The organism is Taylorella asinigenitalis MCE3 (assembly GCF_000226625.1).
Taxonomy (GTDB): Bacteria; Pseudomonadota; Gammaproteobacteria; order Burkholderiales; family Burkholderiaceae_B; genus Taylorella; species Taylorella asinigenitalis.
The window spans coordinates 1,596,200-1,611,515 of the sequence record NC_016043.1; the positions used below are offsets into that span (position 1 = coordinate 1,596,200).

General features: G+C 39.8%; 15 protein-coding genes. 4 read left to right on the forward strand and 11 right to left on the reverse strand.

Annotated features, from left to right (window positions below; all coding sequences use genetic code 11):
• Positions 1 to 24: 24 nt before the first annotated feature.
• From tuf to TASI_RS07555, 8 genes are all read right to left on the reverse strand, one after another.
• Positions 25 to 1,215: an elongation factor Tu gene (tuf, locus tag TASI_RS07520; protein ID WP_013521790.1), complete on the reverse strand. Its 1,191-nt coding sequence runs from the start codon at positions 1,213 to 1,215 to the stop codon at positions 25 to 27.
• 88 nt (positions 1,216 to 1,303) lie between these two features.
• Complete coding sequence (gene fusA, locus TASI_RS07525; protein WP_014112166.1) at positions 1,304 to 3,409, reverse strand: elongation factor G; 2,106 nt, start codon at positions 3,407 to 3,409, stop codon at positions 1,304 to 1,306.
• An 18-nt stretch (positions 3,410 to 3,427) separates the two neighbouring features.
• Positions 3,428 to 3,898, reverse strand: a complete 471-nt coding sequence (rpsG, locus tag TASI_RS07530) for a 30S ribosomal protein S7 (protein ID WP_013521762.1) — start codon at positions 3,896 to 3,898, stop codon at positions 3,428 to 3,430.
• A gap of 167 nt (positions 3,899 to 4,065) precedes the next feature.
• Positions 4,066 to 4,440 carry a 30S ribosomal protein S12 gene (gene rpsL, locus TASI_RS07535; protein ID WP_013521763.1) on the reverse strand — a complete coding sequence of 125 codons (375 nt, stop codon included), beginning with the start codon at positions 4,438 to 4,440 and terminating at the stop codon, positions 4,066 to 4,068.
• Positions 4,441 to 4,631: 191 nt separating this feature from the next.
• On the reverse strand, positions 4,632 to 5,972 hold the full coding sequence (locus TASI_RS07540; protein WP_014112167.1) for a hypothetical protein: 1,341 nt from the start codon (positions 5,970 to 5,972) through the stop codon (positions 4,632 to 4,634).
• 494 nt (positions 5,973 to 6,466) lie between these two features.
• Entirely contained in the window at positions 6,467 to 7,300 is an 834-nt protein-coding gene (locus TASI_RS07545; protein ID WP_014112168.1) for an HpcH/HpaI aldolase/citrate lyase family protein, read from the reverse strand.
• Positions 7,300 to 8,493, reverse strand: a complete 1,194-nt coding sequence (locus tag TASI_RS07550) for a CaiB/BaiF CoA transferase family protein (RefSeq protein WP_014112169.1) — start codon at positions 8,491 to 8,493, stop codon at positions 7,300 to 7,302. Before TASI_RS07550 ends, TASI_RS07545 begins: the two co-directional genes overlap by 1 nt.
• The gene (locus tag TASI_RS07555) at positions 8,480 to 9,325 is read right to left on the reverse strand and encodes an HTD2 family dehydratase (protein ID WP_014112170.1); all 846 of its coding nucleotides are present in this window, start codon (positions 9,323 to 9,325) and stop codon (positions 8,480 to 8,482) included. The genes TASI_RS07550 and TASI_RS07555 overlap by 14 nt, the downstream gene beginning before the upstream one ends.
• 107 nt (positions 9,326 to 9,432) lie before the next feature.
• Between TASI_RS07555 and TASI_RS07560 the strand changes: the two genes are divergently transcribed.
• The 4 genes from TASI_RS07560 to TASI_RS07575 all read left to right on the forward strand — a co-directional run bounded on the left by TASI_RS07560 (position 9,433) and on the right by TASI_RS07575 (position 12,956).
• Complete coding sequence (locus TASI_RS07560; RefSeq protein ID WP_044978301.1) at positions 9,433 to 10,569, forward strand: acyl-CoA dehydrogenase family protein; 1,137 nt, start codon at positions 9,433 to 9,435, stop codon at positions 10,567 to 10,569.
• Between the two features lie 38 nt (positions 10,570 to 10,607).
• Positions 10,608 to 10,844 carry a hypothetical protein gene (locus TASI_RS07565; RefSeq protein ID WP_044978199.1) on the forward strand — a complete coding sequence of 79 codons (237 nt, stop codon included), beginning with the start codon at positions 10,608 to 10,610 and terminating at the stop codon, positions 10,842 to 10,844.
• A 65-nt stretch (positions 10,845 to 10,909) separates the two neighbouring features.
• Positions 10,910 to 11,926, forward strand: a complete 1,017-nt coding sequence (locus TASI_RS07570) for a DNA cytosine methyltransferase (protein ID WP_014112173.1) — start codon at positions 10,910 to 10,912, stop codon at positions 11,924 to 11,926.
• Positions 11,927 to 11,945: 19 nt separating this feature from the next.
• A complete protein-coding gene (locus tag TASI_RS07575) occupies positions 11,946 to 12,956 on the forward strand; it encodes a HaeIII family restriction endonuclease (protein ID WP_014112174.1) in 1,011 nt (336 codons plus the stop codon).
• A gap of 177 nt (positions 12,957 to 13,133) precedes the next feature.
• Here TASI_RS07575 and TASI_RS07580 read toward each other — a convergent pair whose 3' ends face one another.
• The 3 genes from TASI_RS07580 to TASI_RS07590 are packed head-to-tail and all read right to left on the reverse strand — an operon-like array spanning position 13,134 to position 15,315.
• Complete coding sequence (locus TASI_RS07580) at positions 13,134 to 13,406, reverse strand: DUF1289 domain-containing protein (RefSeq protein WP_028884694.1); 273 nt, start codon at positions 13,404 to 13,406, stop codon at positions 13,134 to 13,136.
• Position 13,407: 1 nt separating this feature from the next.
• Positions 13,408 to 14,187 (reverse strand): acetylglutamate kinase, encoded by a 780-nt coding sequence (argB, locus tag TASI_RS07585; RefSeq protein ID WP_014112177.1) that lies wholly within the window; start codon positions 14,185 to 14,187, stop codon positions 13,408 to 13,410.
• A gap of 3 nt (positions 14,188 to 14,190) precedes the next feature.
• Positions 14,191 to 15,315: an aspartate aminotransferase family protein gene (locus tag TASI_RS07590; protein ID WP_014112178.1), complete on the reverse strand. Its 1,125-nt coding sequence runs from the start codon at positions 15,313 to 15,315 to the stop codon at positions 14,191 to 14,193.
• Position 15,316: the final 1 nt, after the last annotated feature.

Here is a 15,316-nt window from a genome sequence, read left to right on the forward strand (position 1 = left end):
ACCTCTCGGCACCCGAATCAGAAATTACTTAGTGATTTTAGCTACAACGCCAGCACCAACTGTACGACCACCTTCACGGATAGCAAAGCGAAGACCTTCTTCCATCGCAATCGGGCTGATTAGCTCAACGTCCATCGATACATTATCGCCTGGTAGTACCATCTCTTTATCCGCTGGCAATGTTATCGCCCCTGTCACATCCGTTGTACGGAAGTAAAACTGCGGACGATATCCTTGGAAGAATGGTGTATGACGGCCACCCTCTTCTTTAGATAGAATATACACCTCTGCTGAGAAGTTAGTGTGTGGCTTGATTGTGCCTGGTTTTGCTAACACTTGACCACGCTCTACGTCTTCACGTTTTGTACCACGAAGTAGTAAGCCCACGTTATCCCCTGCTTGACCTTCATCAAGTAGTTTGCGGAACATCTCTACACCTGTACATGTAGTCTTAGCTGTCTCACGAATACCTACAATCTCAATCTCTTCGCCTACTTTAATCACACCACGCTCAATACGGCCTGTAACCACTGTACCACGACCTGAAATTGAGAACACGTCCTCTACTGGCATCAAGAATGTTCCATCTACCGCACGCTCTGGTGTTGGAATATATGTATCCAAAGCTTCTGCTAATTTTAAAATCGCTTCTTTTCCTAGTGGACCTTCGTCTCCCTCTAGAGCTAACTTAGCTGATCCTTTAATAATCGGTGTGTCATCACCTGGGAAATCATATTTAGATAAAAGCTCACGAACTTCCATCTCTACTAACTCTAATAGCTCCTCATCATCTACCATGTCCGCTTTATTTAAGAACACGATAATATAAGGTACGCCTACCTGACGTGATAAAAGAATGTGCTCACGTGTTTGTGGCATAGGACCGTCTGCTGCTGAGCATACCAATATCGCTCCGTCCATCTGTGCAGCACCTGTAATCATATTTTTTACATAGTCAGCGTGCCCTGGGCAGTCTACGTGTGCATAGTGACGTGTTGCTGTCTCATACTCTACGTGTGCTGTATTAATAGTAATACCACGTGCTCTCTCCTCTGGAGCAGCATCAATCGCTGAATAGTCTTTCGCTTCACCACCGTACATCTTAGACAATACAGTCGTAATAGCTGCTGTCAATGTTGTTTTTCCGTGGTCTACGTGACCGATTGTACCTACGTTTACGTGTGGTTTGGTACGTTCAAACTTCTCTTTAGCCATAATTAATTATTTCCAAACTAAAATTAAAAAATTTAAAAAAACTGAATTTTAAAAATAAATCTTTACAAAATTACGAATAATCTAAGGATTATTTCGCGCGTGAACTAATAACTTCTTCAGCTACATTTTTAGGAGCCTCAGCATAATGCTTAAATTCCATAGTGTATGTAGCACGACCTTGTGTTAATGAACGAAGGTTAGTTGCATAACCGAACATCTCAGCTAGAGGAACCTCTGCCTTAATCGATTTGCCGCCACCAGCCATATCGTCCATACCTTGCACCATACCGCGACGTGAAGAAAGATCACCCATAACTGTACCTGCATAATCTTCAGGAGTTTCTACTTCAACTGCCATCATAGGTTCTAGAAGAACTGGAGATGCACGACGCATACCTTCTTTAAAGGCCATAGATGCAGCCATACGGAATGCATTTTCGTTTGAGTCCACGTCATGGTAAGAACCGAATGTCAAAGTAACTTTTACGTCTACTACTGGATAACCAGCAACCACACCAGAAGATAGAGTTTCTTGAATACCTTTATCTACCGCAGGGATATATTCACGAGGAACTACACCACCTTTAATTTCATCAACGAATTCGTAACCTTCACCGCCTGGTTCCATAGGTTCTAGTTTTAGAACAACGTGACCATATTGACCACGACCACCAGATTGTTTAACGAATTTACCTTCAACGTCAGTAACTGTTTTGCGGATAGTTTCACGATAAGCAACTTGAGGTTTACCTACGTTTGCTTCTACGTTAAATTCACGTTTCATACGATCAACAAGAATCTCTAAGTGAAGCTCACCCATACCAGAGATAATTGTTTGACCAGATTCCTCATCTGAACGAACACGGAATGAAGGGTCCTCCTGAGCTAAACGTGATAGAGCTAAACCCATTTTTTCTTGGTCAGCTTTAGATTTTGGTTCTACCGCTTGAGAGATAACTGGTTCAGGGAATTCCATGCGTTCTAGAACGATAGGAGCAGAAACGTCACATAGAGTTTCACCAGTAGTAACTTCCTTAAGACCTACAACAGCTGCAATGTCACCCGCAAGGACCTCTTTAATTTCTTCGCGGTTATTTGCGTGCATCTGAAGAATACGACCAATACGTTCTTTTTTGTTTTTAACTGAGTTAAGAACAGTATCTCCTGAATTTAAAATACCAGAATATACACGGATAAATGTAAGTTGACCTACGAATGGGTCGGTCATAAGTTTAAATGCAAGAGCAGAGAATTTCTCTTTGTCGTCTGCTTTACGTTCAGCTTTATTACCGTCTTCATCCTCACCTTGAACTGGAGGGATATCAACTGGAGATGGCAAGAAATCAAGTACTGCATCAAGCATACGTTGAACGCCTTTATTTTTGAAGGCAGTTCCACAAAGCATAGGTTGAATTTCGCAAGCAATGGTACGTGTACGAAGAGCCTTGATAATATCTTCTTCAGAAAGATAACCTTCTTCAAGATATTTATCCATAAGTTCTTCACTGCTCTCTGCAGCAGACTCAACCATTTTTTCGCGCCATTCTTTAGCTGAAGCTTCTAATTCAGAAGGAATATCAACGTAATCAAATTTAGTACCTTGGCTTGCTTCATCCCAAATGATTGCTTTCATCTTGATAAGGTCAACAACACCTGAGAATGTATCTTCTGCACCAATAGGTATAACGATAGGTACTGGGTTTGCATTTAAACGTGCTTTAAGTTGATCGTAAACTTTAAAGAAATTTGCACCAGTACGGTCCATCTTATTTACGAATGCTAAACGTGGCACATTATATTTATTAGCTTGACGCCATACAGTTTCAGATTGTGGTTGAACACCACCCACTGCACAATAAACCATGCAAGCACCATCAAGAACACGCATTGAACGCTCAACCTCAATTGTGAAGTCAACGTGTCCCGGAGTATCAATAATATTGATACGGTGTTCAGGATAGTTTCCGCCCATACCACGCCAGAAAGCAGTAGTAGCCGCTGAAGTAATAGTAATACCACGCTCTTGCTCTTGTTCCATCCAGTCCATGGTAGCTGCACCATCATGAACTTCACCGATTTTGTGATTTACACCAGTGTAGAACAAGATACGTTCTGTAGTTGTAGTTTTACCAGCATCGATATGAGCTGAAATACCGATATTACGGTAACGATTAATTGGGGTTTTACGAGCCATTTGAAATAGGTCCTATGATTACCAGCGGAAATGTGAGAATGCTTTATTAGCTTCTGCCATACGGTGTGTGTCTTCGCGTTTTTTCATAGCGGCACCACGACCCTCAGAAGCATCAATTAGTTCACCTGCCAAACGAAGGTCCATAGATTTCTCACCGCGTTTCTTAGCGGCTTCACGCACCCAACGCATTGCAAGAGCTAGGCGACGAACCGGACGAACTTCTACAGGTACTTGATAGTTAGCGCCACCTACACGACGGCTTTTAACTTCAACGATTGGTTTTACATTATTAATTGCAGTATTAAAAACTTCTAGTGGCTCTTTACCTGTTTTTGATTGAATTTGATCAAGAGCACCATATACGATACGCTCTGCAACGGCTTTTTTACCGGAAAGCATAACAACGTTCATAAATTTAGCTAGTTCTACGCTACCGAATTTTGGATCAGGTAGAATTTCGCGTTTTGGGACTTCGCGACGACGAGGCATAATTAAAATTCCTTTTTTGTGTCAATTTCAGTTGAACCACTTTCGTGGCCATGGTTGCCTAATAACAAGGACAACCCCTTACATACCGCAGAAAATTTCACGCAGCTGCGGCTGCACTATAAAATGCACTATGATACAGAGCAATTATGAACTTATTAAGTAAGTGATTACTTCTTAGGTTTTTTAGCACCGTATTTAGAGCGAGCTTGTTTGCGGTCTTTAACGCCTTGAAGGTCAAGAGCACCACGAACAATGTGATAACGTACACCTGGCAAGTCTTTTACACGACCACCACGGATTAGAACAACACTGTGCTCTTGAAGGTTGTGACCTTCACCGCCGATGTATGAAATTACTTCATAGCCATTAGTAAGACGAACTTTAGCTACCTTACGCATAGCTGAGTTAGGTTTTCTTGGAGTAGTGGTATACACACGAGTACATACACCGCGACGTTGTGGGCAGTTTTCAAGAGCTGGGCTCTTACTTTTCATAACGGCAGTTTCACGTGGTTTACGCACTAACTGACTGATAGTAGGCATGCTTATCCTTTAAATATTGTTATTAATCTTTAAATAAAGACGGCCCTTTAAAATTTAAGGACCTACTCATACATGAGTAAATAGGTATAAAAAAACATACTAGTAAAATTTACTAGTAAGCCCACTAAATTAACACGTATTTGGCAATGAGTCAATAATTAAAGGGCAGATTTTGTACTAAAAACAAACAGTTAAGGATTTATTAGCTCTTCTAGACCTAAATTATGAAATGCCTTATATGTTGTGGCAATGAATAAGTAATCCATCCAGTTTTTAATAACACCCTCTATTAGTAATTTGCAATTGGAAGAATTTGGATCACACACATATTCTCTAGTTTCTGATATTGAATCTAGAATTCGATGCATCTTTGCATCTAAGATAGAAAAATTATCTCTTTCATTAATGGAAAGTGCCTTTAGATTTAGTTCTATAAGACTTGTTTCATAAGACAATTTATCCCTTAATGAATTTAATCTTTTGAGATAACCTGGGTTTTGTGAATGACTTTTGTCAGAAAACTCATCCAAAATAATTTTTGAATGATATGACATTAGGTAATGACATGTCGCACCCAATGTATCCTTTTGGTTATGCCCATTATAAATTTCGGCTAACAAAAGGCAGATCTCATTGCCAAATAAATTATTTTTTTCGATTATTGTTTCTACGACTTTTTGCTCATCTTTATTATGAGTGGCAATAAATTCAGTTAAGTTTTTATCTAAGACTTCTTTAATTTTCGAATTACTATCTTCTACGCAATTTTGAAAGTCCACTGCACCAGAATTTGCCTTGCAATTACTCTCATCCAAAAATATGAGAGCATTCTCGTAAGGCGAGCCAATAATATCTGGAACTTGAAACTCAACGAAAACCGAAGAAATGTAATGATCCAAAATAATATCAACATAAGATTCCAACATGGTCAGATATGAATCTAAACATTCGCCTGTTTTTTCGTTATGTGCACAGATAGTATTTTCAAGCTCATTGAAACTAGAAAGCACCTCATCAAATTGTTTTTCTTTGCTTTCAGATTGTGAATAATGGGCAACAAAATTTAGATACTTCTTCAAAATGGCAATTTTTATTTGTAACTTTTGTGAATAAACAAGTTCTTTTGATAATTGATTTTGAGATTTCTTTAAGTGGGTTAGATTTTCTAAGAATCTATAATTTAGTTCGTACAAGCAAGTAATAAAATTCAGATCAAATTCTAAGTCTTTTGTTTCGATCTCATCCAAATATGGCACTGCGAGTTCGCACCCCCTCTTACTAAACCCTCTCCAATATTTTTTTATATTGCCTTTCGTGGTCTCTGTTAACTTAGTGGACTGGATTTTTTGGTCTCTAATTTTCTCAATACTCTTTAAATTAGTGGCAAAGCAATCGTCTACTTCACCTTTCCAATAGAATTTAGTACACACATTTTCAACTTCATTGATATTGAGTATTTCGTGAGCTGCGATGCCTTTCAGTGAAATTGTGAGTAAACAAAATATGGTGGCAATGATTTTTCTCAGTGTCATGGCGATTGTGTTAAGAGACCTAGTTTTGGCAATAGCATTCTCTCAGTCATACTTAAAAAATATAGTTTTTGCTTGCTCATATTCAATTGCATAATTGTATTCATTTTTTGTGTTTAAGTACTCATCAAACTTCTTTGTGCTAAAGCCCTCTATTTAAGCAGAAGTATAAGAAAATTTCACGGTTTTGTTCTCTTCTTTTATTTCAGAAATGCTATCAATAAATTCGTTTCTAAATCACGAGCTGGCGAATAGCTATTAACTAATGAACTTTTGATATTTTCTATCGTTTTAGTTTTTATTTGGACTGCACTATTAACTGCATCTTCATAACATTGAACTATGTCTCCAGTTATCTCAAAGTTATCACTTTTAATATCCTGTAAAACTATAGCTGAGACTGAATTATTGAAAATAAAAAGAAAGAAAAAATAGAATTCTTAACATTTAAGTTTATTAGGGCTAAAGGTGAATTCAAAATAATTTTATACCCCAAATCAGAGACCCAATATCCTCTTAGCCCTCTCAATTACTGGTTTATCTACCATCTGCCCGTTTAGACTAAAGGCTGACTCGCCGTGTACTGCCACAGCATCCATCACAGACTGGGCCCATGCGAGCAATTCAGGGTCTACGGCAAACACATCCTTCACAACTTCAACCTGCTTAGGATGAATGCACAAGCCTCCAACAAATCCCATGCCTTTAGTAAATTTCAAACGAGACGCATAACCGTCTACATTTTTGTAATCGGCGTATACAGAAGATAATGGACCTTGAATACCCGCACAGCTACTTGCTATTGCAAGGTCGGCGTAAATCTTCTTCATCAAAAACTCAAGCCCCGCATCTATCTCCACGTCAGAGCCGGCAACAGGCAACCCCATCGAAATTCCGAGATCGAGCTCGCCGATGGACATAGCCAACGTGCCAGAACTACTAGCAATTTCACGCAAAGCCACCAGCCCACGAGCAGTTTCTATCAACGCAATAACCCGCAATCCTGTTCGCTCATAAATTGCACTCACCTGATCGGCGGTCTCTACTTTAGGTAACATCACACAAAATAGTTTAGACTTAAACTTTTCGCATAACGCCAAATCGTCCTCATGCCATTGAGTGTCATCGCTATTCAAACGAACGCATAGGTTCTGTTCCGAAGCAGTCTCTAGATAATCCGCCAAAGCATCACGTGCCGCAGCCTTTTCCAAAGGACCGACGGCATCTTCCAAATCGACTATCACAATATCCGCACCCGTCGCAACAGCCTTTGAAATTCTATCTGTACGGGTCGCAGGTACAAACAGTCCGCTTCTTATAATCGCACCCATCAGATAACACCCTTAGATTTCATTTCGCTAATACGATCGCTTGCAAATCCAAGCTCCTCCAAAATCGCTTCCGAATGTTGACCTAAGCCAGGTACAGGATCCATTCGGTATTCGAACTTATCATTAACTCCTGGTGGCAATGGTGCCGCCACCTCACCCACAGGTGAATTCACCATTCTCCATCGATTGCGAGCTTTGAGTTGCTCGTGTTCCCAAACGTCATGCATATCGTTCACAGAGGCATTTGCGATTCCACATTTATCAAGGCGTTCTATAAGCTCATCCTTGCTCATAGCAATCAATTTGCCCTTTATCCTTATATCAAGGTCTTCGCGATTTTTTTGTCGTAGATTATTTGAGGCATATCTCTCATCGTAAGCCATATCAGGCTCCTCGATAACTTCCTCGCAAAACTTCACCCACTCACGTTGGTTCTGCAGACCGAGCATCACAGTTTCTTCATCTGCAACTTGAAATGGACCATATGGATATATAGTCGCATGATGAGCACCAGCACGTGCGGGCGGCTCAGCTCCATCAAAAGCATAATACAAAGGAAAGCCCATCATCTCAACCATAGTCTCAAGCATGGACATATCGATATGAGAGCCCTCACCAGTACGCTCACGTAACATCAATGCCGCCAGAATATTTGAATAAGCAAAGAAACCTGTGCTTGAATCAGCAATCGATATTCCTGCTTTAGTCATTTCTTCAAGCGTTCCAGTAACCGATAAAAATCCACTCTCACTTTGTACAAGCAAATCGTAAGCCTTTTTCTGCTCATATGGACCACCTTTCCCATACCCAGTAATATCACAGCAAATCAATCGAGGGTATCGATCACGCAACTGATCATACGATAGACCAAGTCGCCCTATTGCTCCTGGTGCTAAATTTTGTACCAACACATCTACCTTTGGGAGCAAGGATTCAAGCACCTCTTGAGCCGCATCTGATTTTAAATCCAATGTCAAACTTTCTTTTGAGCGATTAATCCACGTAAAGTGAGAGGACATACCCCGAACGCGATCGTCATAGCCACGTGCAAAGTCACCCACCCCTGGACGCTCCACCTTAATAACTCGGGCCCCCATATCTGCAAGCAATCGCGTACAAAATGGTGCTGCAACCGCATGTTCAAAACTAAGAACCAATACCCCATCCAAGGGGCGAATATTACCTTGATTCATAAGTAATCATGCCCTCATGTGCAAGAACCCCGTCCTGTTCTGCCCAACACACTGACGTAACTGAACCCCCTTCTGTAGGCAATTCAAAATCTCCACCCACCCTATATGGAATATTGCAAATTATTGGACGCACACCTCTGTACTTATACCTAGATACACGCACTTCAGGGTGTGTCTGCTCAAAGCCCTGAACAACAAAAGTTGCTGTTAACGGTCCATGTACAACTAAATCAGGGTATCCTTCCTCCTTAGTTGCATATGGCACATCATAATGAATGCGATGACTGTTCGCAGTGACAGCTGAATATCTAAATAACATAGTCGGAGTTGGCAATATTTCCGTACTCCATGCCCCCTTGCCCGTATGCTCCTTTCCGTGCAGTTTAGGAGGAGTTGGCTCACGATAAACAATATTTTGCAGCTCTCTCACAGCCACTTCACCTTCTTGCAAAATCTCATGTTCAACGCTAACAAAAGTCAGCTTCCCCGTAGTACCTTCTTTAATCTTAATATCAGATACACGCGATTTACGAGTCGCCTCTTTTCCGACAATCAAAGGCTTCAGAAATTCAACATCTCCTCCCGCCCACATGCGATTCGTACCCTCAAGCGGTGGCAAAAAGCCTCCAGTAATTTCATGTCCATCTTTTCTGGTGTGCTCATACGGAGCCATTTGATTAAAAAAACACCAATGCCATAAATGTGGCAATGCCTCCCCCTCCATCGGTGCGTCCACATCCAAAGCCCTTGCGATTTTATGAGCATGCACTGAATCTAAAATTTGAGTAGTTTCAGAAGTATTCCCTACCCATGATGAAAAATCTTTAGACATTCTCGATTTCCATAATTCAAAACAACCTTTAGAATATGTAACATAATGTATTCTGTCAATTAGTAAAGGAACGTATTTTGGACTCATCTTCACAAAGTAATAACTATATGGACATTCGCGAAGGCATTCGCGATTTAATGTTAAATTTCCCTGCTGAATATTTCAGACGCATTGACGAAGAGCGTGGTTATCCTGAAGAATTCGTAAATACATTGACAGAAGCTGGTTGGCTTGCTGCCTTAATTCCAGAGGAATTTGGCGGTTCTGGGCTGACATTAACTGAAGCAACTGTAATTATGGAAGAAATAAATCGTTGCGGAGGAAACTCAGGTGCTGTTCACGGTCAAATGTACAATATGGGCACATTGCTCCGACATGGTTCTAACGAGCAAAAGCAAAAATATTTACCTAAAATTGCCACTGGCGAATTGCGCCTTCAATCTATGGGCGTTACCGAGCCAACATCTGGTACAGACACTACAAAAATTAAAACAACTGCTGTAAAAAAAGGCGATCGATACGTAGTGAACGGCCAAAAGGTCTGGATTTCCCGCGTGCAACATAGCGATCTAATGATATTGCTTGCACGCACAACGCCCCTAGATCAAGTAGAAAAAAAATCACGAGGCATGTCTATTTTTTTAGTAGATATTAAGGAGGCTATGTCCTCGGGTATGTCCGTTCAACCTATTCCCAACATGGTTAATCACGAAACAAACGAATTGTTTTTTGATAATCTTGAGATACCTGCAGAAAACTTGATTGGCGAAGAAGGCATGGGTTTTAAATACATTCTCGATGGACTTAATGCAGAACGAACATTGATTGCAGCCGAATGCATTGGTGACGGATATTGGTTTATTGATAAAGTTTCTTCCTATGTTAAGGAGCGCGAAGTTTTCGGTCGTCCAATAGGACAAAATCAGGGAGTGCAGTTTCCCATTGCCAAAGCATATATTAATATCGAAGCTGCAAGCTTAATGCGTTATGAGGCCAGCCACCTATTCGATGCGCATAAACCGATGGGAGCTCAAGCGAATATGGCCAAACTTCTTGCTGCGGATGCATCTTGGGAGGCCGCTAATTGCTGTTTACAATTTCATGGTGGATTTGGCTTTGCAAATGAGTATGATGTGGAACGTAAATTCCGCGAAACTCGTCTCTATCAAGTAGCTCCAATATCTACTAATTTAATTTATTCTTATATCGCTGAACACGTACTTGGATTGCCTCGCAGCTTTTAGTAATATGTAATTTTGGATTAAAGCATTATGAGGATAGTGTGAAACATCGACACTTAAATCATGAAAATTTTACCCTAGCAGCTATTGATGACATCATTAGCCGAGGAGATAGGTATGATTGGCGTGACTTGTTGTACGAGATGTCACAAAATCACGAAGCAATAATTCCTAAGATTTTAAAGGTCTGCGAACCTAAAATCGTGGACCCTTACGCACAAAGATATATTCTGTGGTACACATATGCAAAAGCTAAAAGAGAAGAATTTTCTACCTGATTGGGTTTTAGGAATGTAGTCATAAAATACCTTAAAATTATCAAATAACTTAGTACTATATTTATATGAAATTAATTAGTCTATTTTCTGGTGCAGGTGGCTTAGATTTAGGGTTCGAACAAGCAGGGTATCAAATTATCACAGCAAACGAACATGATAAATCAATTTGGAAAACCTATGAACAAAACCACGATGTTCCTTTATTGAAAGGAGACATATCAACAATACCGAGTTCTGAATTTCCTAATTGTGATGGAATTATTGGAGGTCCACCTTGTCAATCATGGAGCGAGGCAGGCTCTTTGAAGGGTATTGACGACCCTAGAGGATTGTTATTTTATGAATACATTAGGATACTTAAAGATAAGCAGCCTATGTTTTTTTTGGCTGAAAATGTTAAAGGCATGATGGCAAAGCGACATGACTCAGCTGTACAAGCAATCATAACCCAATTTGAGCAGGCTGGTTACAACGTTTTCATTAATCTTTTAAATGCTAGTGACTATGGTGTACCTCAGGATAGAAAAAGAGTATTTTATATTGGATTTAGAAAAGATTTAAATATATATGACTTTAAGTTTCCAAAACCGCTAAGTAAGAAATGTACCCTAAAAGACTCCATTTTTGATTTAGCTGAATTGGCAATTCCAGCTCTAGAAAAAAACAGAACTAATGGTTCAAATTGCTTAGTTCCAAATCATGAGTATTTTATTGGTGAATTCTCCCCCATTTTTATGAGCAGAAATAGGGTCAGGAGTTGGGATGAACCTGCTTTTACTGTACAGGCATCTGGTCGTCAATGCCAACTACATCCTCAAGCACCTAAAATGCTCAAAGTTGACGTTAACAAAAATATTTTTGTACCTGAAAGCAAACATCTTTATAGAAGACTTTCAGTAAGAGAATGTGCAAGAATACAGGGATTTCCCGATAATTTCATATTCCATTATGATAGAGTCGATGACGGTTATAAGATGATTGGCAATGCCGTTCCCGTAGAACTTGCTCGAATCATAGCCAAATCAATTTCAGAAAAACTGAAAAAGTTAGTAAGAACACCTAAGTTAAAATACGGCACTTAGTTCAAAAAGAGGGAATTTTATGAGTCATAAAAAAGACAGCAATAAATCAGGAAGAGCTTTCGAATATACTCTAATGCATGTTCTTTATGATTCAATACGTAGGTACAGAAATGTTGAGATTGTAAAAGATAAAGCATATTCAACTATTTATAATGCATGGACCTCTTTAGATCATGAGAACCATTCCTTACTAAATCTTGGTGCTCTTGCTTTTATTGATACCATATTTGAATTCGAACCTATTCTAAAAGAAAATTCAAATGATACTGTTTATCTCTCTTCGCAAAGTGACAAAAAAGGGAAAGTAGGTGATGTGCGAGATATAGTTATTTCTATCCCTAAAGTGGAATGGCAAATCGGGATAAGTGCCAAAAGAAATCACAGTGCACTGAAACACAGTCGTTTATCAAAAAGCCTTGATTTTGGAAATGCTTGGTATAAAGAACCCTGCTCTCAGGAATACTGGAATGAAATTGATCCGATTTTCAAAGAACTTGATTCGTTAAAACAAATAAAGGAGGAATGGAAAAATATCCCTAACAAAATATCAAACTTTTATATCCCCCTCCTTAATGCTTTTAAAAGAGAAATAGTTAAAGTTAATGATAAAGATGAAAATTTTGTACAAAAATTGTTTTCTTATTTGATTGGTTTTGAAGACTACTATAAAGTTTTATCTATGGACAAAAAAGAAAAAACCTATATACAAGTCTTTAACTTCAACAATACCCTTGGCATAGGCACAGATAATATCCCTACACCAACTAAATTAGTGGGTATAGAATTTAAAGATAATAACAATACGACTTTATTGATGAAACTCAACAATAATTGGGGGTTTAGTTTTAGAATTCATAACGGTAGTGGAAAAGTAGAACCAAGTCTTAAATTTGATATTAATCTAATTGAGACCCCTAAAAATTTTATTGAGATTATTTCCAATTGGGATTTGAGCAAAAAAGATGAATTCCTTTACGGTTTTGAAGAAAATAGTCGCTTAGCAAGCAACAGAGAGGATAGAGTTCTTTAATCAACTAAGTATCTTGACCACTTAGTTACTCCTTCAAATAAATCACGCATACTAAATAGGCTCTTCTGAAGATACTTTGTCACATATAAAGGATAAAAGTGTAAATCTAGTAATTACATCACCCCCTTACAATATGAATTTATGAATTAGAAATGGAAATTATTGTTCGCGACAAATTCAAAACAGTTCGGTTTGGTGGGCATTGCCACTTTGATTTAAAGATTGTTGATCGGCATCGGCCGCCTTTTTTGACGCAAAATGATCACGTATTGCACGAAGTTTACGCCCTCTGCAAAGCGTGATCACCTTTCTCTTTTGCGAATTAGAGAATGTGTTCCAGTTGAATCGCTCATCGCGTGACCTGTAGCACCCCTGACAAAACCCACGACTATTAGCCTGGCATACGTTGATGCAAGGGCTTGGAATATCAAAGAGTTCCTCTTGTTCCATGTCAGTAAAGGATAGTGCCTATGTCAGTCCCTATTTTACTTGAATGTTGAAGTATGACTTCGGAGACGCCCGATTCAATGGCAGAGAAGGCATTGTCGAGCTTGGGGATCATGCCTTCAAAAATAATGCCCTTAGCTTTAAGCTCTTCGTATTCTGCTTGCGACATGCGTTTGATTAAGCTTTTATCATCGGATATATCCCTCAAAACGCCTAGCTTATCGAATACATAAATCAATCTTGTTTTCGTACCCGTGCTCGCCTCCATTTCTGTGGCAATGCCCCTGGCTATAGTGTCTGCGTTTGTATTCAAAAGTTGTCCATATCCATCATGAGTGATTGCGGATAAAACAGGAACGAATCCAGAATCAATCAAACTCTTTAGTGAATCTGTGTTAATAGACCCTTCGATAAGATCCCCAACAAAACCGTAGTCGTTTGGAGTACTTGATCGCTTCGTGCAGCGAATAATTCCGCCATCTGCTCCACACAAACCAATCGCATTGATTCCGAAAGACTGCAATTTAGCTACTATTGTTTTATTAATCCACCCTGCATAGACCATGACAGCCACACGCAGCATCTCTTCTGAAGTAATGCGACGGCCGCCAATGAATTTCGTTTCAATATTTAGTTGATTGGCTAATTCAGTAGCTAGAACCCCACCGCCGTGAACGATTATTTTAGGACCCTTGAGAGAAGAAAGAGATTTAAGAAATCCATCCAATTCGGAGGGGTTATTAATAACATTGCCACCGATTTTAATTATAGATAGTTTAAGCATAAACTAATTCTCAATGCATTTGCGAAGTGCTGAAATAAGCATATCGCACTCATCCTGCGTAACACATAGAGGTGGCAATAATCTCACGATATTCTGCTTAGCATTTCCCGTAAATATATGATGCTGCTCAAGCATGGCTTTGCGAAATGGAGCCACATCGTACTCAAACTCAAGCCCTAGCATCAAGCCTCGACCTCGCAATTCAATCGACTCAATGTCCCGTAAACCTGCAAGCAATCGATCTCCCATACGAGCCGCATTCTGCACCAAACTCTCATCAGCTATTACATCGAGAACTGCGATTGCTGCGGCACAAGCAAGATGATTGCCGCCGAAAGTAGTACCCAGCAATCCTTTCGAAGCTTTAAATTTAGGAGCTACTAGAACGCCACCTATTGGAAAACCATTGCCCATACCCTTAGCGACAGTCACAAGATCCGCCCGCACACCAGATTTAGAATGTGCAAAAAATTCACCGCTTCGTCCATATCCGCTTTGAATCTCATCGAGAATTAAAACAACTCCATGCTTATCACAAAGAGTTCGGGCTGCCTTTAGATACTCGATTGTGGGCTCATATATACCAGCCACACCTTGAATACCCTCGATAATTAAAGCCGCTGCATCACCCTTATTTAAAGCTTCTTCCAATGCAGCTATGTCATTTAAAGCTACAAAATCGACGTCATGGCAACTATTAAAAGGTGATACGATTTTAGGATTGTCCGTAATCGCAACGGCCCCCGAAGTACGTCCATGAAAAGCACCTTTCATCGCAATCACTTTAGAGCGACCAGTATGAAAAGAAGCGAGCTTTAAAGCATTTTCATTTGCTTCTGCTCCACTATTGCAAAGAAACAAGGAATAATCAGGATAGCCGCTCGCCTCGCCCAATTTCATGGCAAGCTCTTCCTGCAGTGGATTCTGCACAGAGTTCGAATAAAACCCAAGCTTCAAAACTTGCTCAGAAATCGCCTCCACATACCGCGGATGCGAATGTCCAATAGAGATTACCGCATGACCTCCGTAAAAATCCAAATATTTGAGACCTTCAGAATCCCAAACGCTTGCACCCGAAGCTCGCACAGGACAAACAGACATCAAAGAATAAACATCAAATAGCTTCATA

What these genes read in the sequence shown, in the direction of transcription:
- tuf (WP_013521790.1), bottom strand. Translation starts at nt 1,215, where the DNA reads ATGGCTAAAGAGAAGTTTGAACGTACCAAACCACACGTAAACGTAGGT.
- fusA (WP_014112166.1), bottom strand. Translation starts at nt 3,409, where the DNA reads ATGGCTCGTAAAACCCCAATTAATCGTTACCGTAATATCGGTATTTCA.
- rpsG (WP_013521762.1), bottom strand. Translation starts at nt 3,898, where the DNA reads ATGCCTCGTCGTCGCGAAGTCCCAAAACGCGAAATTCTACCTGATCCA.
- rpsL (WP_013521763.1), bottom strand. Translation starts at nt 4,440, where the DNA reads ATGCCTACTATCAGTCAGTTAGTGCGTAAACCACGTGAAACTGCCGTT.
- TASI_RS07540 (WP_014112167.1), bottom strand. Translation starts at nt 5,972, where the DNA reads ATGACACTGAGAAAAATCATTGCCACCATATTTTGTTTACTCACAATT.
- TASI_RS07545 (WP_014112168.1), bottom strand. Translation starts at nt 7,300, where the DNA reads ATGGGTGCGATTATAAGAAGCGGACTGTTTGTACCTGCGACCCGTACA.
- TASI_RS07550 (WP_014112169.1), bottom strand. Translation starts at nt 8,493, where the DNA reads ATGAATCAAGGTAATATTCGCCCCTTGGATGGGGTATTGGTTCTTAGT.
- TASI_RS07555 (WP_014112170.1), bottom strand. Translation starts at nt 9,325, where the DNA reads ATGTCTAAAGATTTTTCATCATGGGTAGGGAATACTTCTGAAACTACT.
- TASI_RS07560 (WP_044978301.1), top strand. Translation starts at nt 9,433, where the DNA reads ATGGACATTCGCGAAGGCATTCGCGATTTAATGTTAAATTTCCCTGCT.
- TASI_RS07570 (WP_014112173.1), top strand. Translation starts at nt 10,910, where the DNA reads ATGAAATTAATTAGTCTATTTTCTGGTGCAGGTGGCTTAGATTTAGGG.
- TASI_RS07575 (WP_014112174.1), top strand. Translation starts at nt 11,946, where the DNA reads ATGAGTCATAAAAAAGACAGCAATAAATCAGGAAGAGCTTTCGAATAT.
- TASI_RS07580 (WP_028884694.1), bottom strand. Translation starts at nt 13,406, where the DNA reads ATGGAACAAGAGGAACTCTTTGATATTCCAAGCCCTTGCATCAACGTA.
- argB (WP_014112177.1), bottom strand. Translation starts at nt 14,187, where the DNA reads ATGCTTAAACTATCTATAATTAAAATCGGTGGCAATGTTATTAATAAC.
- TASI_RS07590 (WP_014112178.1), bottom strand. Translation starts at nt 15,315, where the DNA reads ATGAAGCTATTTGATGTTTATTCTTTGATGTCTGTTTGTCCTGTGCGA.